The organism is Methylobacter sp. Wu1 (genome assembly GCF_036553575.1).
GTDB lineage: Bacteria > Pseudomonadota > Gammaproteobacteria > Methylococcales > Methylomonadaceae > Methylobacter.
Map to the genome: position 1 here is coordinate 22062 of NZ_JAZHOC010000063.1, position 23130 is coordinate 45191.

General features: G+C 52.0%; 20 protein-coding genes. 8 read left to right on the forward strand and 12 right to left on the reverse strand.

Going from position 1 to position 23130, the window contains the following annotated elements; translation table 11 throughout:
* Positions 1–21 precede the first annotated feature (21 nt).
* Together V2P20_RS13325 and V2P20_RS13330 are read right to left on the reverse strand one after the other, a co-directional pair.
* Positions 22–1416: an FGGY family carbohydrate kinase gene (locus V2P20_RS13325; protein WP_331819086.1), complete on the reverse strand. Its 1395-nt coding sequence runs from the start codon at positions 1414–1416 to the stop codon at positions 22–24.
* Positions 1401–2978, reverse strand: a complete 1578-nt coding sequence (locus V2P20_RS13330; RefSeq protein ID WP_331819088.1) for a glycerol-3-phosphate dehydrogenase/oxidase — start codon at positions 2976–2978, stop codon at positions 1401–1403. The genes V2P20_RS13325 and V2P20_RS13330 overlap by 16 nt, the downstream gene beginning before the upstream one ends.
* 345 nt (positions 2979–3323) lie before the next feature.
* Here V2P20_RS13330 and V2P20_RS13335 point away from each other — a divergent pair, with 345 nt between their 5' ends.
* Positions 3324–3839: a M23 family metallopeptidase gene (locus tag V2P20_RS13335; protein WP_331819090.1), complete on the forward strand. Its 516-nt coding sequence runs from the start codon at positions 3324–3326 to the stop codon at positions 3837–3839.
* A gap of 133 nt (positions 3840–3972) precedes the next feature.
* On the opposite strand, the gene V2P20_RS13340 is transcribed toward V2P20_RS13335, so the two are convergent.
* The 7 genes from V2P20_RS13340 to V2P20_RS13370 all read right to left on the reverse strand — a co-directional run bounded on the left by V2P20_RS13340 (position 3973) and on the right by V2P20_RS13370 (position 12297).
* Positions 3973–6495 carry an MtrB/PioB family decaheme-associated outer membrane protein gene (locus V2P20_RS13340; protein WP_331819091.1) on the reverse strand — a complete coding sequence of 841 codons (2523 nt, stop codon included), beginning with the start codon at positions 6493–6495 and terminating at the stop codon, positions 3973–3975.
* Positions 6467–7411: a DmsE family decaheme c-type cytochrome gene (locus tag V2P20_RS13345; protein ID WP_331819093.1), complete on the reverse strand. Its 945-nt coding sequence runs from the start codon at positions 7409–7411 to the stop codon at positions 6467–6469. The genes V2P20_RS13340 and V2P20_RS13345 overlap by 29 nt, the downstream gene beginning before the upstream one ends.
* Positions 7412–7510: 99 nt before the next feature.
* On the reverse strand, positions 7511–8242 hold the full coding sequence (locus tag V2P20_RS13350) for a hypothetical protein (protein WP_331819095.1): 732 nt from the start codon (positions 8240–8242) through the stop codon (positions 7511–7513).
* A gap of 77 nt (positions 8243–8319) precedes the next feature.
* Positions 8320–8562 (reverse strand): hypothetical protein, encoded by a 243-nt coding sequence (locus V2P20_RS13355; RefSeq protein ID WP_331819097.1) that lies wholly within the window; start codon positions 8560–8562, stop codon positions 8320–8322.
* 17 nt (positions 8563–8579) lie between these two features.
* Positions 8580–9590, reverse strand: a complete 1011-nt coding sequence (locus V2P20_RS13360) for a hypothetical protein (protein WP_331819099.1) — start codon at positions 9588–9590, stop codon at positions 8580–8582.
* Positions 9591–9958: 368 nt separating this feature from the next.
* Positions 9959–10969, reverse strand: a complete 1011-nt coding sequence (locus V2P20_RS13365; RefSeq protein WP_331819101.1) for a hypothetical protein — start codon at positions 10967–10969, stop codon at positions 9959–9961.
* Between the two features lie 305 nt (positions 10970–11274).
* The gene (locus V2P20_RS13370) at positions 11275–12297 is read right to left on the reverse strand and encodes a cytochrome c (RefSeq protein WP_331819103.1); all 1023 of its coding nucleotides are present in this window, start codon (positions 12295–12297) and stop codon (positions 11275–11277) included.
* A gap of 237 nt (positions 12298–12534) precedes the next feature.
* Here V2P20_RS13370 and V2P20_RS13375 point away from each other — a divergent pair, with 237 nt between their 5' ends.
* From V2P20_RS13375 to V2P20_RS13400, 6 genes are all read left to right on the forward strand, one after another.
* Positions 12535–13674, forward strand: a complete 1140-nt coding sequence (locus tag V2P20_RS13375) for an ABC transporter permease (protein WP_331819105.1) — start codon at positions 12535–12537, stop codon at positions 13672–13674.
* Between the two features lie 134 nt (positions 13675–13808).
* Positions 13809–14588 carry an ATP-binding cassette domain-containing protein gene (locus V2P20_RS13380; protein WP_331819254.1) on the forward strand — a complete coding sequence of 260 codons (780 nt, stop codon included), beginning with the start codon at positions 13809–13811 and terminating at the stop codon, positions 14586–14588.
* A complete protein-coding gene (locus V2P20_RS13385; protein WP_331819107.1) occupies positions 14581–15495 on the forward strand; it encodes an MlaD family protein in 915 nt (304 codons plus the stop codon). Before V2P20_RS13380 ends, V2P20_RS13385 begins: the two co-directional genes overlap by 8 nt.
* Complete coding sequence (locus V2P20_RS13390; RefSeq protein ID WP_331819109.1) at positions 15492–16088, forward strand: hypothetical protein; 597 nt, start codon at positions 15492–15494, stop codon at positions 16086–16088. Before V2P20_RS13385 ends, V2P20_RS13390 begins: the two co-directional genes overlap by 4 nt.
* Before the next feature lie 661 nt (positions 16089–16749).
* Positions 16750–18297 (forward strand): hopanoid C-3 methylase HpnR, encoded by a 1548-nt coding sequence (gene hpnR / locus V2P20_RS13395; RefSeq protein WP_331819111.1) that lies wholly within the window; start codon positions 16750–16752, stop codon positions 18295–18297.
* A 255-nt stretch (positions 18298–18552) separates the two neighbouring features.
* Positions 18553–18711, forward strand: coding sequence for a hypothetical protein (locus V2P20_RS13400; protein ID WP_331819113.1), 159 nt, complete (start codon positions 18553–18555; stop codon positions 18709–18711).
* Positions 18712–18875: 164 nt separating this feature from the next.
* Here the strand turns inward: V2P20_RS13400 and V2P20_RS13405 are convergent, their stop codons facing one another.
* From V2P20_RS13405 to V2P20_RS13415, 3 genes are all read right to left on the reverse strand, one after another.
* Positions 18876–19514 (reverse strand): ABC transporter substrate-binding protein, encoded by a 639-nt coding sequence (locus tag V2P20_RS13405; protein ID WP_331819115.1) that lies wholly within the window; start codon positions 19512–19514, stop codon positions 18876–18878.
* A 528-nt stretch (positions 19515–20042) separates the two neighbouring features.
* Positions 20043–20333 (reverse strand): hypothetical protein, encoded by a 291-nt coding sequence (locus V2P20_RS13410; RefSeq protein WP_331819117.1) that lies wholly within the window; start codon positions 20331–20333, stop codon positions 20043–20045.
* A 91-nt stretch (positions 20334–20424) separates the two neighbouring features.
* Positions 20425–21648, reverse strand: a complete 1224-nt coding sequence (locus tag V2P20_RS13415; RefSeq protein WP_331819119.1) for a hypothetical protein — start codon at positions 21646–21648, stop codon at positions 20425–20427.
* Positions 21649–22877: 1229 nt separating this feature from the next.
* On the opposite strand from V2P20_RS13415, the gene V2P20_RS13420 reads away from it, so the two are divergent.
* Positions 22878–23129, forward strand: a complete 252-nt coding sequence (locus V2P20_RS13420; RefSeq protein ID WP_331819121.1) for an MbtH family NRPS accessory protein — start codon at positions 22878–22880, stop codon at positions 23127–23129.
* Position 23130: the final 1 nt, after the last annotated feature.

Genomic DNA, 23130 nt, shown 5'->3' on the forward strand with positions numbered 1-23130 from the left:
GCATCCTCCGTTAACTTTATGTCATGTGTCAAGGCATGCATCGAACCAGGTTTTCCACTGTTGATATTTGCCTTTTAAGGCATCGGCAGTTGCCGATACTTTTACCGATTTTCTTGCGTAAGCCGGCGGCAGACCGGCAGCCAGGATAGCAGCGCCGAGCAGGCTCGCCTCTTTTTGCAGCAGGTTGTGGACCTCCAGCGAACTGCAGGCGGCTATGCCTTGCTGCAGCGCCGGCACTTCGGACAGGCCGCCCGACAGATAAACACGGCCTATGCCATAGTTATGCCGGAAATCATCCAAGATGCGGGTTACGCGAAAAATGATGCCTTCCAGCAACAGGCAAGCGATCTGGCGTTCATCAAGACCATCGACAGGCGCCGAAAAGACAAGGCCGGATAGCTCGCGAAAATACGGCGCGCCCAGACCGCTCGGCTCGCAGATGCAGAACAGCTGCGCCGTTTCGGCCAGATCCTCCAGCCGGCAGTCCCGGTAAGGGTAAGGGGCCAATGCGGCGGCGATGGAGTTGATCGTGCCTTCGATGGCGATGTGCGTCTTCGAAGCGTTGTCCTTGTAAACCAGCGTCTGTAGGTAACCGTCCGTCTGTATCGGCTCCTGTTCAGGCAGGTAGCGGACCACGAAGCCGCCGGTGCCCAGATTGACCAGTGCTTCCGCACTGTCGGGCCGGAGGCTGGCGATTAGGGCGGCGGACTGGTCCGCGATATCGGCTTGCAGCGTGCAGCCGTTTTTCAGCGTCAGATTCAGGCCGGAAGAAGGCGTGATGGCCGGCAGCCAGTTCAAGGCAATTCCGAACAGGTCGCATAAAACCGGCGACCAGGCGGCCTGCCGGACATCCATCAACAACGTGCGCGCCGCCATGGAGACATCGGTTTGATGCCGGTCGCCGCCCGACCAGTGATAGATCAGGAAGCAGTCCAGCGTGCCGACGATCAGCTCGCCTTGCTCCAGGCCCTCGCGCAGCGGCGGACGATCCTCCAACAAGACGCGCAGCTTGGGCGCGAAATAATACGGCGTCAGGCGCAGGCCGGTCAGGTCTTTTATCAGCGGTTCCTGCGCTCGCAGCGCCTGGCAGCTTGCTTCGCCGCGTGTGTCCTGCCAGGAAATCAGCGGCGTGACCGGCAGGCCGCTGATCTTGTCCCAAATAAGAAAAGAAGAGCGCTGGCAGGATAAGCCCAATCCGGCGTTGCCGCCTGCATCGGCAAGACATTCATCCAGCAATGCCGTGGCGGTGGTCAGATAGGCCAGCGCGTCGCTTTCGCAGATGCCGTTCTCGCCCGTCGTGGTCGGCGCAGGGCGCGAGAGCACGGCGGCGAACTCGCCGTTATCAGCCAGTATGCCGGCCTTCAGGGCGGTCGTGCCCAGGTCAAGCGCGATAGTCGGAATCAATGAAGCAGCCATTTTTCGGTACACGTGTCGAGTTGATGGTGCATGGTGTCCTGGTCCCATCCCAATACCTCTGCGGCGATGCTGGCCAGGCGCTGCAATTCGGCCGGTGTCAGCTTCGCCAGGATCAGCAGCGGCAGGCGGCGCCGCAGCAGATCTTCCAGATGCACGACCATTTCATGCTGCGCACAGAAAATCAGGTCGGCCATGATGAACGGCAGGGTCGGCGTTATGCGCCGGGCCAGTTCAGGCTCCTGTTCGCACAGCTCGAATACGGCCGGCGTCCGGCTGCCGTGGCGGCGCAGCAGCCAGTGCGCGCTGAGGTTGTCGATGCCGAGATGCGTGGCTTTGTGTGAAGCGTCGGCGCACCATGGCGCATAGTCCGTATCAGGGCGCCAGGGAAAAGGTTTGCCGAAGGTCTGGCCGGCGGCGCCGATGCCTAATTGCTCGCACACCGCATCGACGATATGTTCGGCATCTTCTCGCGCCGAAGTCAGCTTGCCGCCGATCGAAGAAAGCAGGCCATCGGGGGCAATTTTTAATGTCCAGTCACGGCTGACGGCCGAAGGCGACGGGTCATCGCTGGGCTTCAGCACGCGCAGGCCGGCGTATCGGCCGATGATGTCGTTTTCAGTCCAATTTGTATTCCTGAGTACGCGGTTGGCCTCGGACAGCAGATAACGGATGTCTTCGGCTTCGACCCTCACATGCTCGATATCGCCGCTATAATCGGTGTCAGTCGTGCCGAGCAGCGTCAGCCCGTACCAGGGCATCATGAAAAACACGCGCCCGTCGGTTTGCGCGGTCAGCAGCAGGGCTTCGTTTTCCAGCACCTTCGGCAGGACCAGATGCACGCCTTTCGAGAGCCTGTAGCGGTTGTTGTCATGAAGGCGGGCCGACCACTGGCCGGCCGTGTTGACGATCCGGGCGGCGCCGACATCGGCCGTCTCGCCCGTGGCCTGGTCCTGACAGACGGCGCCGCAGAGCCGGCCGTCATTTTCCAGAAAACGGTTGACCCGGCAATAGTTCAGGCAAATTGCGCCGCTGTCCTGCGCACCGGCTATCAATTCCAGGACATAGCGGGCATCGTCGGTTTGGGCGTCGAAATAGGTAAAGCCTGCCGCCAGGCCGGTCGCCTCAAGGCAGGGGAAACGCTCGGCGAATTCGGCAGGGGAGTGGTATTGGTAAGTCTGGGTTTTCGGCATTGTGCCGGCCAGCAGATCATAAAGCAGCAGGCCGATTTTTAATTGCAGCGAGCCGATGCGGCTGTGTTTATAAACCGGTATGCCGAAACGCAGCGGCCAGACCCGGTGCGGCGCGGTTTTCAGCAACATCTGCCGTTCAGCCAGGGTTTTCCTGACCAGCTTGAAGTCGAGGGATTCCAGATAGCGCAAGCCGCCGTGGATCAGCTTGCTGGATGCGGAGGAGGTTGCACAGGCCCAGTCGCCCTGGTCGACAATGGCGACCTTCAGGCCGCGCAAGGCCGCATCGTAAGCGGTCCAGGCGCCGTAAACGCCGCCGCCGCAAACCAGCACGTCAACATTGCGGTCTTTAAGCTGCGAGAAATCCCGGTGCATAAATCACGCTTGTGTTTGAATCAGTTTCTATCATGACAATACAGACTCCTGAACTCAATGATCGATGCGAAGCGGTAAGGTAAATGCCTCACTCAGAAGCGGTAAGGTAAATGCCTCACTCATGGTTTTGGGCTTGACGAATTTTCGACCTTGCCAGGAAATGAAAATTCATAAAAAAAACGTTAAAAATCCGTTTGGGCTTTTGGATGCAGCGGAAATAATGGCTAGAGGTTTGTCATAGAAAATATCTGGCGCGTTGTTTGGGTTGAAAGCTGTGAATGTGAAAGAACGCCTGTCTCCCCATTCAGAAATTCAGCTTATTGGGTGTTTTGGCATGAGTCGGTTATGAGAATATTTTTTACCTTGCTGGTGCTGCTTGGACTTCTTTTGGGCATCGTCTTGGCGGTGGTCCCGCATCCCAAGGCGGTGTTATCGTTGATAACAGCCGATGCGCCGTTGACATTGCCGATTCCTGTGAAGGGATTGTCGCGCAAGGCGATCGCCGATTCCTGGGGCAATCCGCGCAGCGGCGGCCGGGAGCATAAAGGCATCGACATTTTCGCCAAACGCGGCACGCCGGTGCTTGCGCCGGTTTCGGGGCTGATTGTCGGCATCGGGCAGAACCGTCTCGGCGGCAATAACGTCAGGTTATTGGGGTCAGGGCTTCAGCTTCACTACTTTGCCCATCTGGACCGCTTCGGGCCTGTCAAACTATACGATTTCGTTCAGAGAGGCGATGTGATCGGCTACGTCGGCGACACCGGCAATGCTAAAGGCGGGCCGACGCACCTGCATTACGGAATTTATACCCATAACGGCGCGATCAATCCATATCCGTTGCTTGTGGCGGGGAATAAGTGAAATTTGGAATCGTGAAAATTGAATGAATGGGTTATGCAATAGTTCTGGCAAGGTACGCGATGCATACCCTACAAATTGAGGGCTGCCATTATCCCGTTTGTCGCGCCAGCGCGGCACAACCAGATCATTGCAACTACTGAACACGATACTGCACAAACACCCCAAAAACATGTTCGCCATAATTTTCCGGCATCGCATTCAGAAACAGATGATTGCCGATCAGCGGCGTGAGGCCGTCGTAATGCCAGTCCTGTATGGTGTTATGTTCATAACGATGATAGAAGCGCATCGATATGTCCTTGCGCAGATTCCATCTCAGGTTGGTTTCCAGAATATGCCTGTCGAAATTGATGACTGGGAAACTATTGCCGGTGGCCTGATTACGGATGTCCGGATTGGCGAAGGCCAGGTTGGATGCGGCGTCATAGTCAACATTAGTATTGGCCCAGTTGTATGAATAACATATGTCGATGTCGAACGGGTCGAACTGATAGCGGAATCCTAGTCCTATCATGTGGTTGATGTCGTCGACGGCTTCTTTCCAGGCTGCGGCATAAGGAAAGCGGCTGCCGCCGGCATAAGGATCGGCCGAGATGCCAATGTCGTTGATATTGCTGAGCTGGCTTTGCTGTTTCTGAAAACTGTAGAAAGCGTAGGCATTCAGCCGGGACGAAGGCTGATAGTTGCCTTCCAGATTGGCTGAGATGGTCCGGGCGGTTTGCAATCCGTAACGAGCGTCATAAACGTTGTTGGTCCAGTTGGCGGAAGCGATCAGATCCAGGTCGTCGCGCAGCAGAAAATTGGCCTGGGCCTTGATCCGGTGCTGCTGCCGGTCGCTCAGATCGTATTTCCTGAGATCGGCGAGCGTAAGCGGCGTGACGCCGTCGGTCAGCGACGATCTGAAGCCGGGCAGCGAGCCGGTATAGAAGGGTACGTAGGGGTTGTAGTCATAATCGCTGCCGTCCCGGGTCGAGTATTCGTAAGACAGGCGCAAGGTCGTCCAGGACAGCGAGCGGTTCGATAAATGGAATTTCAGATGGTTCTCATCGGTGCTGATGCGCTCGCGGTAGCTGGGTTCATGCTGTTCAAAATGATAGCCGAAGCCGGCCGTGGTCTTGTAGCTGAGCCGGTAATCGGCATCGAAGAACCAGTCCATGACTTTCTGCGAGAAGGGAATGCTGCGGTAATGAAACGGGCTTTGCGGCGTTGCCGGCCTGAAAACCTCGCCACCTTGCGCGCCGTCTTCAAGGATCATTCCGTATTGGTTGGTCAGCCGGTTGAACGCCGTATAATCGGTGTCATTGGCTTCGTTGTAATAGCGGAATTTCGCTTTCAGCGTCAAAGGATCCCACGGCGCCAGTTGCAGGCCCAGTTGAAACAGCCAGTTCGTAATCTCGACATCGGCGGTTCTTCGCGGCAGCGATGCGATTGAATTCCACTGATCCATGTTGATGCCGGTAAAGGTCTGTCCCGAGTTGAGAGTCGACGGGAGCAGGTCATCATTCTGATACATGCGCGACCAGGACAGCGTCGAGGTCAGCTGCCCGCGCATCGGCAGCCGGTAGGCGAGATCGCTCTTGATCTGGTGGAAAGTGTTGTCGGGATATAAATCGTAGCGGCCGCGTTCGACGATAAAGTTCGTGCCGGGAAGGTTGGTAAACGGGTTGTCGAAGGTCAGTTGGCCTTTGTCGTTGGCGAAGAACGAGCCGGTATAGTTCAGGTTAAGTTCCAGATCGGTGCCGGCATAGCTAAAACCGGTGCGTATTTCATTGGTCACATAGTCGATGGGCTCGATGGTTTCGACCATGCCGCCTGAGTTCGCGCCGGCATAGAACGGCGGCAGGAACGAGCCGCCGAAGGCCCGCCGGCCTTCCCGCGTTTCATGGGAAAAATCGGCGAAGAATTTCAGGCCCAGCGTCGGCGTATAGTTGAAGCCGATACGGCTTTCCTCCCGGTTGATGCCCAGATCGGGGTTATAGGCCGATGCCAGGGCCTGCCGGATTTGCTCGCTGCTGTTGCGGCCGGGAACGAGTCCGAGAGGCAGCGTCAGGTTTTCGCTGCCGACGCCCTGAAAAATCGTTACGGCATTGTCGGTATAGGTATGCGGCGTCTGGTTGAAAAAGCCGTTGATCCTGAAGGTGCCGAGCTGGCCTGTCGATAATTGATAATACTGATCGTCACGCCCGACGCCGCCGCCTTGCGCGTCCAGAAAATAGCCTTCGCGTTCCTGCCAGCCTGACAGCGAAAAGTAATTGAGCAAGGGCCCGTTGCGCCAGTCGCTGTAATCGCTGAATTTCGAAGACGATTTTCTGCCGCTGCCGAATAAATAGCCGAAATCCAGGCTGCCCCGGTATTGCCAGTCGTCATTGAGCTTTTTATAGCTTAACGGCTCATAGGGCGTATCGTACAGCAGGCCGCTCGGCGTTCTGGACGGTTTCTGTTTAACCAAGGAAAGCCCCTGCTGGGATTTGGTCCGGGTTGTATCGGTGCCCGTGGGATTGAGGTTGTTTCCGGGCGGATTGCCGGCGCCGATCGCCGATGAGGTAAAGGCCAGCAATGCAATAAGCAAAGCAGTACGTTGATCGCCTAACAAGCCGGCGCTGACAGCGGGCGGCATCGCCGCCTCGCTATCGATGGAAAAGCATGCCCGCGGCATGATTGGAGCCATGAATCTGGGCATGGCAGTTTTGGCAGCTTCGGTTGATAAGGCGCGCATCCGGATTGGAAGCCGACGCCAGATTCGCGGTCGTCATCAAATCGTTGGGATGGCCGCGGTTGGTATGGCAGGTCTGGCACAGGAACGGCCTGGTGCTGACCAGCAGCGATTCGTGATTGGAGCCATGCGGCTGATGGCAATTCAGGCAGCTTTCCCGGACCGGCGCATGCTCCCAGATGAAAGGGCCGCGCTTTTCCTGATGGCATTGATAGCAAACCTGATTGACCGTATCGGCTTTCAGCATCGGATCGGTGTTCGAACCGTGCGGATTGTGGCAGTCGATGCAGGTGACTTTGCCTTCGGGCAAGGGCATGTGCGAACGTTTTCTGAACTCGGCGCGCTGTTGCTGATGGCAGCTGTAACAGGTCTGATTGATGCCGTCCTTGCGCAGCAATCCTCTTTGCGAGAACTGCGCCATCGGATTATGGCAATCGCTGCAGCTCAAGTCATTCATTTGATGGACCGAGCCCGGCCAGGCGATGCGCTCCTTGCCGCTGTGGCACTGAAGGCACATGGAGTTCTGCTGGCTGACGGTCGCGCCTGACTGATGCGTGAACGCCATGATTTTCGATTTATCGGCAGGGGCCGATACGTGCTCTGACCCGGGGCCGTGACAGGTCTCGCAGCCTTCTACTTTCGGATTGTCCGGCGCGGCAAGATGGGGAATGCGCGCATGAACCGTATGGCTCCAGTGACTGTTTTCAAGTTCATGACAACTGGAACAAACGCTTGCTCCGACATACTGGGCATGGCTTTGCGCGGTATTGAGTTCCGGTTTCAGGGACGGCGGCGACAATGGCGAACAGCTCATTATCGCCGCCAGACCGGCGATTAAAGTTAAATAAACCAGTCTCATACGTGAGAAAAAATCCTGCATTACTTACTACCTTATTTACACACATAGCCTTATTGGCAGAAAACCGGCGATGTTCAGGTTTTATGCGGGTCCGGCATATCACTGTTGGATGGGGGGGTATTTGAGTAATCTGAACCGCAGCGGGTTAGATCCGGGTATCAATTCCATTTCAGCGCTTACCGGGGTCTGGCTGACGCCGTCTTTTATCATCTCTACATAAGGCAGAGTAATTAGACCGGTTTCAGTATCAGCATTCACGGCGCTGTCTGAATTGGTTGCGGTCAACTCAGCAGTTTCCAGTACGAATCCAAGCCCGGTCGGGCTATCCTGGAGCGGAATGAGCTTCAAGCCAGCCCTGAATTTTTGCGTGCCGACAAAAACGACCGGCAGGGTCAGCGTAGTGGTGTCATAAAAATAGGAGGCTGTCGTTGAAAGATTCGGAAAACCGGGCTCTTCTAAAATAAACTGCATGGGATCAGATCCTGCTATCAGCGTCAAGTAGGCTTCTCCCGTGCCCAAGCTGGTGCCGCCTTGCGTTACCTCTACCGAAGGTATCAGCACTTGCCCTGTTTCAGGGTCGAATGTCGCGGGATTGTTTGAAGAAGCCGTAGTCAGCTCAGCATTTTTCAATACGAATCCGTAGCCGGTTGGGCTATTGTTGGGCAGAGTGAGTCCGAGGGTGGCGTTGAATTTTTGGCTGCCGACATTGACGACTGGCAGTTTCAGCGTTAAACCGTCAAAGGAAGCGTTGGGAGCGACCGTTGCCGCAGCGAAAACATAGTCTGTGATGAGTAAAGAGAGCAGAATAACCAACGAGCTTTTTATCTTCATAGGTTCACCCTTGATATAGGCCTGAGATATAAAAATATGACACAGGCTATCTAACATAAAAGATCATTACATTGATTTTAATCAGATAAAAAGCCGATATTGAATATGAGTCTATTTTTACTGTCAGCAGGGTTTGTCATCATTCCGGGCAGAATATAATTGAAACTGGACAGTATATTTAAGAGGTTATGCTGAATTGCGGATTTTGGGAGAGCGGCGGCAATGACGGACAATTCATTGTCGCCGCTAGGCTGGCGGCTAAGGTTAAATAAATCAGTCTCATGCCTTATCGGCAGAAAACCAGCAATGATCAAATTCATTGCTGGTTTGATAGGCATCATTGCGTGATAGGCGTGTAGCTGGTTAAGCTGAACTGTAACGGATCGGAGCCCGGTACTAATTGCATTTCAGCGCTTACTGAACTCTCAGTGACGCCGTTTCGCTGTAGATTGATTAAAGGCAGGGTGACTATTCCGGATGCAGGGTCATAAGTCGCGGGAGTGTCCGAAGTTAGTTGGGTCAACTCTGCGGCTTCCAGTTGGAATCCAAGGCCGGTCGGGCTGTCTGAGAGTTGGATGAGATTCAGGATTGCACTGAACTTTTGCTCTCCGACATTGACGACCGGTATTGCCAGCTTGTTGGCGTCATAAGAGAAGAAGGCGACGGTTGGAATCTCTAAGCCGCTTTGTTCTAGGTTAAACGTCATAGGATCAGAGCCAGCCACTAATGTCAATTCGACATTCGTGACCTGATCTTGGACAGCGCCATTCTGTACCACATCCACCGCAGGGATGAGTACTTTTCCGGATGCGGAGTCATAAGTCGCGGCAGTATCCGAAGACTCCGTGGTCAACACGGCATTTTCAAGCACGAATCCAACGCCTGTCGGACTGCCTGTGAGCGGAGTCAGCCTCAGGGTAGCATTGAATTTTTGACTGCCGACATTGACCACCGGAAGTTTCAATGTTGTTCCATCAAAAGTGGCATTGATGGGGGTGTTCGCCGCTCCTTGCGGGAAACCGGCGCTTTGCCATGCGAGCATGGCATCTTTTTGTTCCTGGTTAAGCGGTGGTTTGGTACCCGCGGGCGGCATTGTCATTGCCTCAACAGCCCTGGTGATGGCATTATCAGCATTTGGTAGCGTTGCCTCATAGGTATCCCAGTTGACTCCGGGAGGCGCGCCGTTGCGCGCCGCTCCGGTCAGCTCAGACGAATGACAGGACAGACAGTTGGTGGCAAATACTTTCTCTCGAATGCCGTTGGACCCTTCATAAACCGGATCAATAGCGAAAGCATGGCCTGTGATAAGGAAAGAAAACAGTAAGACTAACGAGCTCTTTATATTCATAGGGTCACCTTTGGGGCTTGCAAATAAAGTCGTGATCTCAGGTTATCTAACTTAAAAAATCATTACATTGATTTAAGTCAGGTAAAATCTACTGATGAGTATGAGCTTAAAACTTCCTGCATCAGTTGGCATAACCTATCTCGGACCGAGCATAATCAGGTTGGCGTATGCGTTTAAGAAGCTGTATTGAGTTCCGGTTTCAGGGGATGGCGGCGACAATGGCGGGCAACCTGTTAGCGCCGCTATGCTGGCGATTGAAGTTAAATAAATCAATTTCATGCCTGAGATAGAAAGTCCTTCATCGATTAACACATGGTCTTATCGGTAGAAAACCGGCAATGATCAAGTTCATTGCCGGTTCGATGGGCTCATTGCGCGATAGGCGTGTAGTTGGTTAAGATGAACTGTAACGGATTGGAACCCGGTACCAATTGCATTTCGGCTCGGACCACGCTTTGGATAATGTCGTCTTGTATCAGCTCTACATAAGGCATAGTGACTAATCCGGTTGCAGTGTTGGCAGTCGCGGCAGTGTCCGAAGATGCGCCGGTCAGCACGGCGCTTTCCAGTACGAATCCAATACCGGTGGGGCTGCCGCCCAAAGAGACCAGTCTCAGGTTTGCGCGGAATTTCTGATTGCCGACAATGACAACCGGCAGATTCAGGAGGGTGGTGTTAAAAGAGTAGCTGGCGTTAGTGGGTACCGTCAAACGGTTATCCAAGCTGAACGTCATTGGATCTGAGCCCGGAATCAATGTCAGCTGGATAGCCACTGTGCCTATATCGGCGCCGTTCTGTATTACCGCTACCGAAGGTACAAACACTTTCCCGGTCGCAGGGTCGGCAGTTGCTGGATTGCTGGAAGATGCCGTGGTCAACGCGGCGTTTTCCAACACGAATCCGTTGCCGGTCGGGCTGCTTTCGAGCGGAATCAGCCTCAGGGTGGCATTGAATTTTTGATTGCCGATATTGACCACCGGAATTCTTAATCGGGTGCCATCAAAAGAGGGATCGGTAGAGCCGGCAGTGGTTATGATGCCTTTGGGGAAGCCGGCGTCTTGCCACGCGAGCATGGCGGCATTTTGTTCTTCGTTAAGCAATGAACCGCTGGTACTGGGCGGCATAGACCCCTGCTCAACGGCCGCGACGATGGCGCTCTCAGCATTCGGTCGCGCTGCCTCATAGGTATCAAAGTTGACGTCGTCCGGAGCGCCGTTGCGCGCCGAGCCGGTCAGATGGGAGGCATGGCAGGCCAGACAATTGGTGACGAATACCTTCGCTCGAATGCCGTTGGGCCCTTCATAAACCGGATCAATGGCGAAAGCGGGGCCTGTGATAAGGAGTGAAAACAGCAGGATCAACGAACTTTTTATATTCATTGGTTCACCTTTGTGTGTAGGCTTTAAAAAGTCGCAATACACAGGTTAGCCTACGCCAAAAATCATGACATTGACTTTAGTCATACATGACATTGACTTTGGTCAGATAGAAAGCCGCTGTTGAATTTACCTCATGAATTGGCGTCACACTGCCTCGGGCTGGACATCATCAGGCCGGCGTATGTATTTAAGAAGCTGTGTTGATTTCCGGATTCAGGGGCAGCGGCGATAACGGAGAGTATTCTCCGTTATCGCCGCTTTCTTATAAAAAGCGTGGCCCTATTGGTAAGGCGGTAATGCCGGGCTTATTGTGGGTTTGCCGGATACCATGGGGCTACAGGCATAACGGTAGAGGCAGTTATGTTGAACAGCAACGGATTAGAGCCTGGCACCAATTCCATTTCGGTAAGCATCTGGCCCAGCCTGACACCGTTTTGCATCACTTTTATCACAGGCAGGACAACCTGTCCGGTTTCAGGATTATAAGTTGCGGCATCCTCTGAAGATGCCGTGGTCAGCTCAGCGCTTTCCAGCATAAAACCGGAATTCGATGGGCTGGTGAGGAGGGGGATTAGCTTCAGGGTTGCACGGAACTTCTGGTCTCCGACATTGACGACCGGCAGGGTCATGATGCCGCTGCTATAATTGTAAGTAGCCGGGGGCGAAATTGTCGGAAAACTGGGATTGTCCAAGGTGAATACCATTGGCGCTGAACCGGTTACCCAGGTCATCAGGACATCTCCGCTGCCCAGGCTGACGCCCTTTTCCATCAACTCTACCGAAGGCAGATGCATTTGCCCGGTTTCAGGAGCAAAAGTTGCCGGATGCTCTGAAACCGCTGTGGTTGGCCCAATGCTATCCAGTATGAACCCGTAACCGGTCGGACTATTTTTGAGAAGGGTTGATCTAAACGTGGCTTTGACCTTGCGATCGCCGATTTCAAGGACTGGGAGAGTCAGAATACTGCCGTCAAAAGAGGAAGCAGCCGTTTTCGGGAAGCCGGCGCTTTGCCACGCGATCATGGCAGCTCTTTGTTCTTCGTTTAGAAATGGTTTGGTATTGGCGGGAGGCATCGACACCTTATCGACGGCCCTGACGACGGCGCGCTCAGCCTTCTTTAGCGCTGCCTCATAGGTATCAAAGTTGACATCGGCCGGGGCGCCGTTGCGCGCCGAGCCTGTCAGATTGGATGTATGGCAGGCCAGACAATTGGAGGCGAATACTTTCGCTCGAATGCCGTTGGATCCATCATAAACCGGATCAATGGCGAAAGCGGGGCTTGTAACAAGAAAAAGGGATAGTATGGCTGATGTGTTTTTTATATCCATAAGTTAATTTTTATTATTAGGCTTGAAAGAAAAAGTCGTGATCTCGGGGGGGGGGGGGGCTTGTGTTCATAATCATGAAATTGATTATGATACAGGTAAAACACAAGTAAAAGTCATTTCTGAGCACGAGCTTACTCCCCAGCTTCAGCTGAACGCCATACCTTTTCAGGCAAGATATAATCAATTCGGATAGTATGTAGCTAAGGAAAACTTTTTGTTTGCTACCGTAAATTATTTATGACTGATGCCGCAGTACGTTCAGACTCTCCAGCATTGCTGAAAGTCCATAAGCAAAAGGATGGCGATAAAGTGGCCAGATTGTCTGGCAACTGGACGCTGCGCAATCTGGCGATGGCGCCGCTGTTGCGGCATAAACTCAAAAAATTGGCCGACAACAAAACGATGCAATGGGATATGGAAGCTGTCGATGTGCTCGATAGCGGCACGGCCTTGATTCTCTGGCGGGATTGGGGGAAGCAGATGCCGGCGGCGCTCCGGATGCGGCCGGAGCATCAGCGTTTGTTCGAGCGCTGGCAATCGCAGCAGCTTGCAGAATCCAAGCCTAAGCGTTCCCGGACATTCCTGATAATGCATTATCTGCAGCGGACGATTGAGAGTTTCTGGCTTCAGCTGCTGGACCTGGTCATGCTGCTGGGCCAGCTGGCTCTCGATATAGCTTATCTGCTGCGGCATCCAGGTGCTGTTCCCTGGTCCGAGATTTCCGGCACGATCTATGAGGCGGGCGTTCGGGCTTTGGGCATTACGGCACTGGTGGGTTTCCTGATCGGCATCGTGCTCAGCTATCTGTCGGCATTGCAACTAAAGCTTTTCGGGGCCGAGATTTACATCATCGATATCCTGGGCCTGAGCGTTATTCGCGAGCTGGGGCCACTGCTCGCGGCCATTCTGGTCGCCGGCCGTTCCGGTTCGGCTATGACCGCGCAAATCGGCATCATGCGCGTCACCGAAGAACTCGATGCGCTGTCCGCAATGGGCATTTCCCACTCCATGCGTTTGATTCTGCCCAAAGTGGCAGCGCTGACGATTTCAATGCCGCTGCTGAGCGTCTGGACCAGCGCCATGGCGCTGATCGGCGGTATGGTTTCGGCGCAGAATACGCTGGATATCAGTTACCAGCAGTTTTTTCTCAAGTTGCCTGATGTGGTGCCGCTGCTTAATGTCTTTATCGGGCTGGGCAAGAGCATCGTGTTCGGCTTGATGATAGCGCTGATTGCCTGCCATTTCGGATTCCGCATTCAGCCCAATACCGAAAGTCTCGGTTACGAGACGACAAATTCCGTGGTGGCCGCGATTACCGTGGTGATCATGAACGATGCCGTATTCGCGATCCTGTTTATGAATGTGGGCATGCCATGATTGGATTTCCGAGAAATACGTCTGCATCCGTTGAGTCACCGGATTCATCGGCAGGTGCTCCCGGCGCTGCTCTACCTCCTGCATCCATGCAGTCGTCGGCAGGTGCTCCCGGCGCTGCTCTACCTCCTGCATCCATGCAGTCGTGCGCGATACGGATTGAACACGTCTGGACCCGCTTCGGCGAGAAGCTGGTCCACAAGGATATCAATCTTTGCCTGCCGCATGGCCAGATTATGGGATTGGTAGGCGCATCAGGCTCCGGCAAGACGGTTTTGCTGCGCGAGATCATCGGCCTGCAAACGCCTACGCAGGGAGAGGTGTTCGTGATGGGGCAATCCATGAAGAGCGCCAGTGTCGGTAACGGGCGGCGTTTGCGCAACGATTTCGGCGTGCTGTTCCAGAAAGGCGCGCTGTTCAGCGTGCTGGACGTTTTCGATAATATTGCCTTCCCGCTGCGCGAATTGGGCATTCGGGATGAGGAATTGATCAGGCATCTGGTGTTCATGAAGCTGGAAAACGTAGGACTGTCGGCCAGGGATGCCTGGCTGAAGCCGGCTGATCTGTCCGGCGGCATGACCAAGCGGGTCGCGCTTGCCCGTGCGCTGATCGTGGAGCCGCAGTTGCTGCTGCTGGATGAGCCCACCTCGGGCCTGGACCCTATTTCCAGTGAGGACTTTGTCAAACTGTTATCAAGTCTGCATCGCGATCTCAAGTTCACGGTCGTCATGGTGACGCATGATCTGGATATATTGAGGGATTTATGCACGCTGGTGGCGGTTTTGGCCGATCATCAACTGGTCGCATTCGGGCCGCTGGCCAAGGTCCTGAGCAGCAAGCATCCTTTTGTTGAAGAGTTTTTCCACAATAGGCGCGCTGAGCGGGTATTTCAATATCAAGAGACTACGCATGGGTAGAAATAATCACGCATTGATGACCGGTCTGTTTTTGGTCGCTTTAATTACGGCGACGGCGATCGTGATTTACTGGATAGGCCATTTTGAGCGCGAACGCGATCTGTATGTGATTTCAACGCGCGAATCCGTTTCCGGCCTCAATCCTGAATCCACGGTATTTTTCCGCGGCATTGCCGTAGGCAAAGTGCGGAAGATCCAGTTTGATCCGAAAGATTTCGGCACGATTCTGGTGCCGATTGAAGTGGACAAAGACATCACGCTGACCAAAGGCGTTTATGCCACGTTGCGGTTAAAAGGCGTCACCGGCTTAACCCAGATCGAATTGCAGGACGACGGCAAGATTCGGGAAGAACTGCCGCCCGGCAATAATCCCATGACGCGCATTCCCCTAGTGCCATCATTGACCGATAAGCTGATGCTGACAGGCGAAGACCTGCTTAAAAAGGCCGAGCTGATCATGGACCATCTTAACTCATTGCTGAATGACGAAAATGAAAAACATATCGGCGATATTCTCAGTAATTTCAATACGCTGACCGCCAAGCTTGCCGACTTGCAGGTAAGCGTGGATAAAGCGCTGGCCGGCGTCCCGGCGTTGAGCGCCGATGCTCAGAAAACGTTGATGCATGTCAATGCCTTGACCGCAGATTTACAGCATTTAACCAGCAATGTGCAGAAGCTGAGCAATAAAGCGGAGAACCTTGCCGATACCGGCAAAACGGCCGGCGATCTTCTGTTGCAAACGACGCTGCCGAAAATCAATGATCTGTTGTCAGAACTGCAATCGACCACGACCCAGGTCAAACGCGTGGCCACGATGCTCGAAAATAATCCACAGAGCCTGCTGTTGGGCCCGGCTGAGCCGGAACCCGGCCCGGGCGAACCCGGTTATAAGGAACCGAAATGAACTATTCAAGCGTATTATTGTTGCTTGTTATTGCAATCAGCGCCGGTTGCAGCATTACCCCCAAGCAGCAGCAAGCCGCACTGCACGATTTCGGCGCTCCTTATTCCCGTAATGAAAGCGGTCAATCGATTAAACCGGCTGTCACGGTTACCGCACCTAAATGGTTATGGGACAACCGCATCCGTTATCGACTGCTCTACGCGGCCCCGACTCAGATAAGATTTTATGCCCTGGACCGCTGGATCGCAGCGCCTCCGGAATTGCTTGAGCAGCAATTGGTTGACGATACCCGGTCGCTGGATTATTTGCTGAATATCCGTTTGCTGGACTTTGAACAGCAGTTCGAGTCGTCTGATCGGGCCCGTGTCGTGATGCGTTTTTATCTGGAGGCTTATGCGCCTGATAATAAAGTTCTGCTCGGCGCTCATGAATTTCATTTGGAGCAAACGACACAAACGCCTGATGCATCGGGCGCGGTAACGGCTTTCGCCGAATTGGTGCAGCAAGCCGAAGACAGGATACAGGCCTGGCTGGCTAGACTGCCCGGTACAGCTAAAGGGGACGGCCGGAGCGGCATTTCTTCTGCACTATAAGGCAGAGAACAGTTGTTTGCGGACAAAAAAAACCTCCCGGAGCCAATGGCAACGGGAGGTTATAAAGAATACAGAATCATAAAGTTCTGAATTTCCATAATCCGAGGAGGTATATGAAACAGGTGGAGACGAGCTTTTCAGTCTCTATCTCATGGCTACGTGCCAAACATTCGGACACTCGCCAAAAACGGTTACAAGCAGGCTGGAATGATTTCTCATAGACCAGCGAAAATAAGTATAGCATCGGCTTAAAAATTTGCTTGAAAGGCTAAGCATTAAATTTCGCCGTTAGTTGCTGTGTACTATACGCAGATAATTAATGGTTTACAATATGGCTTGTTATTAATAGATTGTTTCTATTTTGTTGATAGTTGCTGAAATTGCACTGCTTAAACATGTATTTGCAAAGTTTATCCAGGACAATTTCTAAGCACGCATCACACATTATGCGCGAGGATCGATAGAAAACCGATTTTGCAGGAAGCAGGAAAATCGGCCTCACTGTCTATATAGTCCAATTCTTTTGCCGACAGGCGATCAAACTTGACCAATACAGTTGGTTTTTTTATATTGAGTCGATACCATATTTCATAAGCGCGCGTTTATGCTGAAAGTGGCATGGATTGTTGCGAGTCACGATGACCAATAATAAGGAGTTGTTATGAAGTTTCTTGCCGTCCATCCCAGTCCACTTATGTACACTAAAGTGTTCTTGCGCCTCGAACCGCTCGGCTTGGAGCAGGTCGCCGATACGGCCCGCCGGAGCGGTTATCAGGTCCGCCTGATCGATTTGCAGGTGGAATCGCACCAGGCTTTGTACCGCCTGCTGGATGACTGGCAACCCGACATCATCGCCTTTTCGTTGAATTATCTGGCCAATGTACCGGAAGTGATCGACCTGGCCAAAGCCGCTAAGGATCGGTTGCCGCACAATTTTGTCTTTATCGGCGGCCATAGCGCCTCATTTACGGCGGAAGAAATACTGGAGCACGGCGAAGGCAAGATCGATGCTATTTTGAAAGGCGAAGGCGAATCAGGGCTGCCGTTATTGCTGCAGGCTATCAGGGAAGACCGGGAAAACATTCATTGCGTGCCGGGCGTCGTGACCATGAAGGGGCAGGGCGGGCAACCGACTTTTATGGCCGACTTGAATAATGTGTCGCCGGCGCGGGATCTGGTCAACTATCGCAAGAAATACTTTCTGGGCACCATGGACCCGTGCGCGTCGATTGAATTTTCCAGGGGCTGTCCGTGGGATTGCTCGTTCTGTAGCGCCTGGACTTTTTACGGGCGCAGCTATCGCGTGCTGAGCCCCGAAAAAGTCGTCGAAGAAATGCAGCGCATCCGCGAGCCGGGTGTTTTTATTGTCGACGACGTGGCGTTCATTCAGGAAAAAATGGGTTTCGAGATCGGCGAGGCGCTGGCCAGGAAGGGCATCAAGAAGGAGTATTATCTGGAAACCCGCGGCGATGTGCTGTTGCGCAACAAGGACGTCTTCAAGTTCTGGAAGGAACTCGGCATGAGTTATATGTTTCTGGGCATCGAATCGATTGATGAAGAGGGCCTGGAAAAATACCGCAAACGCATCGATTTGAGCCGCAATTTCGAGGCGCTGGAATTCGCGAGATCCTTAGGCATCAATGTCGCCATTAACATCATCGCCGATACGGACTGGGATCATGAACGCTTTCGTGTCGTCAGGGAATGGTGTAAGGAAGTGCCGGAGATCGTCAATATCAGCGTCAATACCCCCTATCCGGGCACAGAAAGCTGGCTGACGGAATCACGCAATCTCACGACCCAGGATTACCGGCTGTTCGACATCCAGCATGCGGTGCTGCCGACCCGCCTTCCGATTGACGAGTTTTATGCGGAGCTGGTTGAAACGCAACGGGTAATGTTCACCAAGCACCTGGGCTGGGCCGCCATACGCGATGTGACCAAGATTATCGGCGGCCATTTAATACGTGGCCAGACTAATTTTGTCAGCAACCTCTTCAAGTTCGACAAAGTCTTCAATCCTGCGCTTCAGTTGGAAGACCACCGTATGCCGGTCAAATATCAAATGCGGCCCCCGGTTCGCGATAGGCAATTTACCAATGCGAAGGCTCTTTCCAAATCTCTTTATATTCATCAGCCTTTGGGCCGCGCCAGTCGGCAGCTGGATGACGAAACCGAACAGTTCGTCGACAGGAGCAGGGAAGCGTAATCCAAAATGGTCGGCGGCACGCATATCAGGACATCTTGATTCTGCCTCATCTTGTTGAGATTTTTGATCATGGGTCCGTGGGGCTGATGCCGCACCGCTTGCTGCAAGAAGACAAATGATTGGTCTGGCGGATTACGTGTGCTCAAGTCTCGCCTAGCACTGCAGGCGGTGGATTTTGGGAAACCATTGTTGATGTTGAAGGCCACTTAATTTTGTGATCAGCCCGGTAAAAATCGGCAGTCGTAAAGCGAGAAAATGCGCGCCGATCCGCAGCCATTTCCAAAACTGTATGGGCAATATGCCGTGCCTGGATTTTTGATTCTGATTGTATATTCATTTGAGTTACGCACGGACGATTTTATCCTGTTTGCTGCGCCGAGCACCGCAGCTTTTAGCGGCGGTAGACTGGGTTGATAAATCCAGCATTTCGGTCGCCCATGCTGGGTTTCCGCTAAAGCTCCAACCCAGCCTACACAGGCTACCAACAGTAGGCGCTCTAGGAAGTCTCCCCACAAGTTTTAAAGCCACTTGTTTCGGCCGTTGAACAAGCAAACGGCGTAAGTCCTGATTCAGTGCTCTTAACTCTTATTTCTGGTTACAGCTTTACTGTTTTTATCAATCAGCATTTGGATGACGCTGTCAATCGAGCCTGATTGCGCAATTTCCTGGTTAAAAGAAGTGCGATAATTAGTTACCAGGCTGACGCCTGCAATGATGATGTCATAGACTTTCCACTCGTTTTGTTTATTCAGCAGCATGCGATAGTTGACATCAACAGGCTGCTGCCCAGGTTGATGGACCACGGTCTTTACAATGGTCCTGCCGTCGTCTTTGTCATCGTTATAAGGGTTGTAGGTAATGGTCCAGTCTTTATAGTCCAGAAATGCCCTGGTGTAAGTGCGCACCAGCAAGGTTTGAAATTCTTTTATGAAACGCTGTCTTTGTTTAGGGGTAGCTTTGTGTATATTTTTGCCTAATACCAGTTGCGACACTCTGGTCATATCGGCGAATTTGGCCACGATCCCGTCGACAAATTGGACCGACTTATTAAAGTCGTTTTGATAGTCGGGTTGTTTTAATGTCTGTTTTATTTGTTCCGAGCTGTCCTCAATGATCTGCCGGGCCTGGGCTGCGTCCTCGGCGGCGAGCGCAACAGGGGGCAGGGTGATAAAGCTGAAGAAGGGTATCAGTAGTAACAATAGCTGCCTGTGAAACATGGAAATCTCCAGAAAAGATAGTAAAGCCGGTTAAAAAATCGGCCAGCTTTATGGCCTGATTTCAGAATTACATTAATTCAGAACCGACAAGCCTCTCTATAATTTGTAAATTAAAAGCAAAGCTCATTCAGACTTCAACCGGTAACAATATGAATACCTTTGCCTGTTACGGGCATGTCCCTGCTTCTATCCCGCGTTAATTCAAAATACACATCTGAATGACTAATAAGAGTAGTAATTGGCCTATTTTTATCCAGCTATGCGTATCCATAAAAATAGGCAATTTATAAATATCGCCATGCTTATTGGTCAACGGTGCGCTTTTCAAAACCGGTATGGCTTTGTTAAAGCCGATGCCAGTAAAGAGCCGAGAGCGTGAAAAGACGCAAAATTTTAAATTTTCGCAACAACCTGATTCATATTGGAATAAGGCGCGATAGAAGGGAAAACTGAGCCAGTTGTTTCAGATTTTTACATCTGAAACAGCTGACAACCGCGCACTCCTAACAAAAGCACGGCCTTATTTTCCTATCGTTCTCCCGGTTCATCGCCAGGCATGTCTTTTCTATCAGGTTGCGCATTGGGAGGAGACGTTTCGGGAGCGTTCGGGTCGATAATCTTTTTTGGCGTCGGCGTAGGTTTGGCCTTCTCCATTTTTTCTTTTGTCCAGTAAGATTCGATAGCTTTTGACTCATCCCTTGTCTCCGTTTTATCGGTTCCTGTCACCCTGCGTTGGTCCGCATCGGTTTGCGTTTGTCCGCAGCTTGTTATCGAAATTAGCCATAAACCCAGCACAAGCTTCCATTTTGAATAATGCATGATATAACCTCCAGCTTTATGAACCAAGGCTCAAGTTGCTTGAATCCATTGCCTTAAAGGCTTCGGCTAAAGCTAACGATGCCAATTCGCTTTAAGGGTCGTTGTTGGAATGCGCAAAACATGCGGCTATGATGTCTTCGGATTCGTCATTATCAGATGTAGTGTTTCTAAACGGAGGCGAGCTCATTTCCTGCCAGAATAGCCCACTTGTAGTGGTAGGGGGCGTGTTGCAATTAACCAGACAGCGGCTGTGGCTGTTCACCCCATTGACTGCATTACTTAGAGGGTCCGTTGCACTCGATGCGTCGGTATCAGGCGTTTCACCGAGCCCGCCTGTCCATCCTAAAATCCAAGGTCCTCCGCTTGATCCGCCTGTTAAATCGCTGCCAATTACTTTAGAAATCTGTCCTCCACTCGTCGAATCATAGGTGTACCACTCAGTCGATGCAGTTGTCTGTAAAGTTCCTCCCCTGAACGGGAGGATGCCCGGATATCCGAACGTGCGTTCGGCTTGGTTAGGGGGAAAGTTCCAGGCATGAGCCAGCCATCCCGTGATATTGCCAATTTTATCCGCTATTTTCGTTCCCGTGGCTGCAGTTATTAAGCAAGAATAATCGTAATCCGCGTCGCCAGAGGTGTGCCAGCGGTTCGGTACAACTCTTGCAATTATTGCCCAACAGCCTCTTGCCGGATGTGCGCCGTTGGCATAGCTTGGGCAAAACAGCTGGTTCGTAGCCAAATGTCCTTTTCCATCCGAACTGCAGTGGCCCGCAGTAATCAGTGTGCTTCTATTAATTACGGAAGCGGAGCAAGAGGCATCCCTTCCATTGAGAGTGTAAAACAGTATTCCAATAGTGGATTTGGGATAGGCTGTAATGGGTTCGGCCTCTCTCCACCGCTGAAACGGACCATAGGGACCGTCTTTAGGGTTAACGGGGCTACTGCCATGCATCAGTTGAATCAGATCGCCATGAGCTACGCTCTCGGAAGACAGTAGGGATTCAGATGACACGGTACGTGGCGCGGTGTCGCAATTTTTAGCTTTAGGCGGACAGCCGGGAGAGTATCCAGGAAGGGCTTGCTCATCACTTTCCTGGCCGGCCGAGGAGAAAAGCAATGAATCCGACTTGATAACGACTTTAGGCATTTGCGCAGGCTTGGTCTTGGACATTTTTGCTGACGTCCAATAGGATATAATGGCTTGCGCATCGGCAGTCGTCATGGCCGTTTTTCTTTCGTCCATATTGACCATAATGACCCCATCTGTAGCCTCCGCAGCGGCTTCCAGCGTCGGTTGTGCATAAGTTATTGTCATACAAGACCATAGCCCTGCTACGACAGTTTTTGAATATCTCATGCTAATGCCTCGCCATTACTTTGTAAGTGATATTTCACTCGATAAGGACAGAACCGAGACCTTGCAAAACACACTTAATTCATCAGAAAACACAAAAAGAATCCTGGATAAGCATTTTCAATGCCTGTTTGGCGGCGACAAGTACGCGATGCGGGGCAGTGTAACGGTTAAAAGATTAACCATTAAAGCATTTATTTTTAGCCAGAAAAGAAGTTCAGGCATTCGCCGGCCTGAAAACGATCCATTAACTAGCCGATCGTGAGCCAGAGCGTTTCCGTTCTTGATAAGACAGCCTGAACGGGCGCAATCTCAATTCAGGTGTCGGGAATAACAAGAGCCTTATATCAGCGCTTGATTATTTCTTGATGAGTTCTTCAGATTTAACTGTTTTTTCAGATTCGTTTTATGGAAATTTAAGGCTAGATTGATTAACACTGTAGTCGAGATTGAGCTGGTTATTTTACTAATGCGGTATTTACTCTAACTTCGAATTATCCTCAATAGCACGAAGCTCGGCCGGAAGTACTCGGGTTTCTGTATTTTATCTCGGCTTTGATTTAGTGGCGGCAAACGTCATCAGAATTTAATAATTGATTTTTATAATTAAATGTCAAGCATGGCGCCGAGCCGGATTTATGGTCGATAAATCGAGTTAAGCTTTTGCAGGATTGATGCATGCCGTGCCAGGACTTATGTAAGTCTTGCCGGACATTGACGAGGTATTCTCCGACAAGCATCATGCATGCGGTTCTATACCGGGCGGAGTTCCCGAACGCCCGTTGCATCATTTTTGATTCTCTTCATTTTTGCTGGATAAAGCAAAATCTGAGCTGGGAAATTCAGAACCAGAAGAGTATCATAAGAATATACCTTATTTTTTATAAGGTTAAAGATCGGGTATGCGAGCCGGCGTGTGATTACAGAAATTGATCCTGTCTCAGACTGGGTTGGGCTATTGCATGATGCGGTCCTGGCAGGGCTTGTGTAAGTTTTGTCGGACATTGGTGAGCAATCTCCGGCAGGCAATCATGTATGTGACGCTATATCGGATAGCCAAACGCCAGGTGGATCGTAAAGGGAGGGATTGTCGACTCCATCACATTGTGATGGATATAACAAAACATGAGCAGGGAAATCTGTATTATAATCGTCACCCCTTAAGATTTTTTTAAGAAAGGAGAGAATCGATGAGTTGGAGCAAGGAAGAAGACAGGATGACTTATCAGGTCGTTGTCAACAAAGAGAATCAATATTCAATCTGGTCGGACTTCAAAGAGATTCCGGACGGTTGGCAGGCAGTCGGCAAGTCCGGAAACAAAGAAGCTTGCCTAACCTATATCAAGGAAATATGGACCGATATGCGGCCTCTCAGTCTCCGCAGTCAGATGGATGTTGCCGGAAAGCCAGTGATGGCAGCCAGAGCGTCAGGACAACGCTGAG

Bases quoted from the DNA above. Each gene is read 5' to 3' on its own strand.
- V2P20_RS13385 (WP_331819107.1), top strand. From the start codon at position 14,581: ATGGGTAGAAATAATCACGCATTGATGACCGGTCTGTTTTTGGTCGCT.
- V2P20_RS13410 (WP_331819117.1), bottom strand. From the start codon at position 20,333: ATGCATTATTCAAAATGGAAGCTTGTGCTGGGTTTATGGCTAATTTCG.
- V2P20_RS13370 (WP_331819103.1), bottom strand. From the start codon at position 12,297: ATGGATATAAAAAACACATCAGCCATACTATCCCTTTTTCTTGTTACA.
- V2P20_RS13360 (WP_331819099.1), bottom strand. From the start codon at position 9,590: ATGAATATAAAGAGCTCGTTAGTCTTACTGTTTTCTTTCCTTATCACA.
- V2P20_RS13335 (WP_331819090.1), top strand. From the start codon at position 3,324: ATGAGAATATTTTTTACCTTGCTGGTGCTGCTTGGACTTCTTTTGGGC.
- V2P20_RS13325 (WP_331819086.1), bottom strand. From the start codon at position 1,416: ATGGCTGCTTCATTGATTCCGACTATCGCGCTTGACCTGGGCACGACC.
- V2P20_RS13365 (WP_331819101.1), bottom strand. From the start codon at position 10,969: ATGAATATAAAAAGTTCGTTGATCCTGCTGTTTTCACTCCTTATCACA.
- V2P20_RS13415 (WP_331819119.1), bottom strand. From the start codon at position 21,648: ATGACAATAACTTATGCACAACCGACGCTGGAAGCCGCTGCGGAGGCT.
- hpnR (WP_331819111.1), top strand. From the start codon at position 16,750: ATGAAGTTTCTTGCCGTCCATCCCAGTCCACTTATGTACACTAAAGTG.
- V2P20_RS13400 (WP_331819113.1), top strand. From the start codon at position 18,553: ATGCGCGCCGATCCGCAGCCATTTCCAAAACTGTATGGGCAATATGCC.
- V2P20_RS13380 (WP_331819254.1), top strand. From the start codon at position 13,809: ATGCAGTCGTGCGCGATACGGATTGAACACGTCTGGACCCGCTTCGGC.
- V2P20_RS13405 (WP_331819115.1), bottom strand. From the start codon at position 19,514: ATGTTTCACAGGCAGCTATTGTTACTACTGATACCCTTCTTCAGCTTT.
- V2P20_RS13350 (WP_331819095.1), bottom strand. From the start codon at position 8,242: ATGAAGATAAAAAGCTCGTTGGTTATTCTGCTCTCTTTACTCATCACA.
- V2P20_RS13390 (WP_331819109.1), top strand. From the start codon at position 15,492: ATGAACTATTCAAGCGTATTATTGTTGCTTGTTATTGCAATCAGCGCC.
- V2P20_RS13420 (WP_331819121.1), top strand. From the start codon at position 22,878: ATGAGTTGGAGCAAGGAAGAAGACAGGATGACTTATCAGGTCGTTGTC.
- V2P20_RS13330 (WP_331819088.1), bottom strand. From the start codon at position 2,978: ATGCACCGGGATTTCTCGCAGCTTAAAGACCGCAATGTTGACGTGCTG.
- V2P20_RS13340 (WP_331819091.1), bottom strand. From the start codon at position 6,495: ATGCCGCGGGCATGCTTTTCCATCGATAGCGAGGCGGCGATGCCGCCC.
- V2P20_RS13345 (WP_331819093.1), bottom strand. From the start codon at position 7,411: ATGAGACTGGTTTATTTAACTTTAATCGCCGGTCTGGCGGCGATAATG.
- V2P20_RS13355 (WP_331819097.1), bottom strand. From the start codon at position 8,562: ATGAATTTGATCATTGCTGGTTTTCTGCCGATAAGGCATGAGACTGAT.
- V2P20_RS13375 (WP_331819105.1), top strand. From the start codon at position 12,535: ATGACTGATGCCGCAGTACGTTCAGACTCTCCAGCATTGCTGAAAGTC.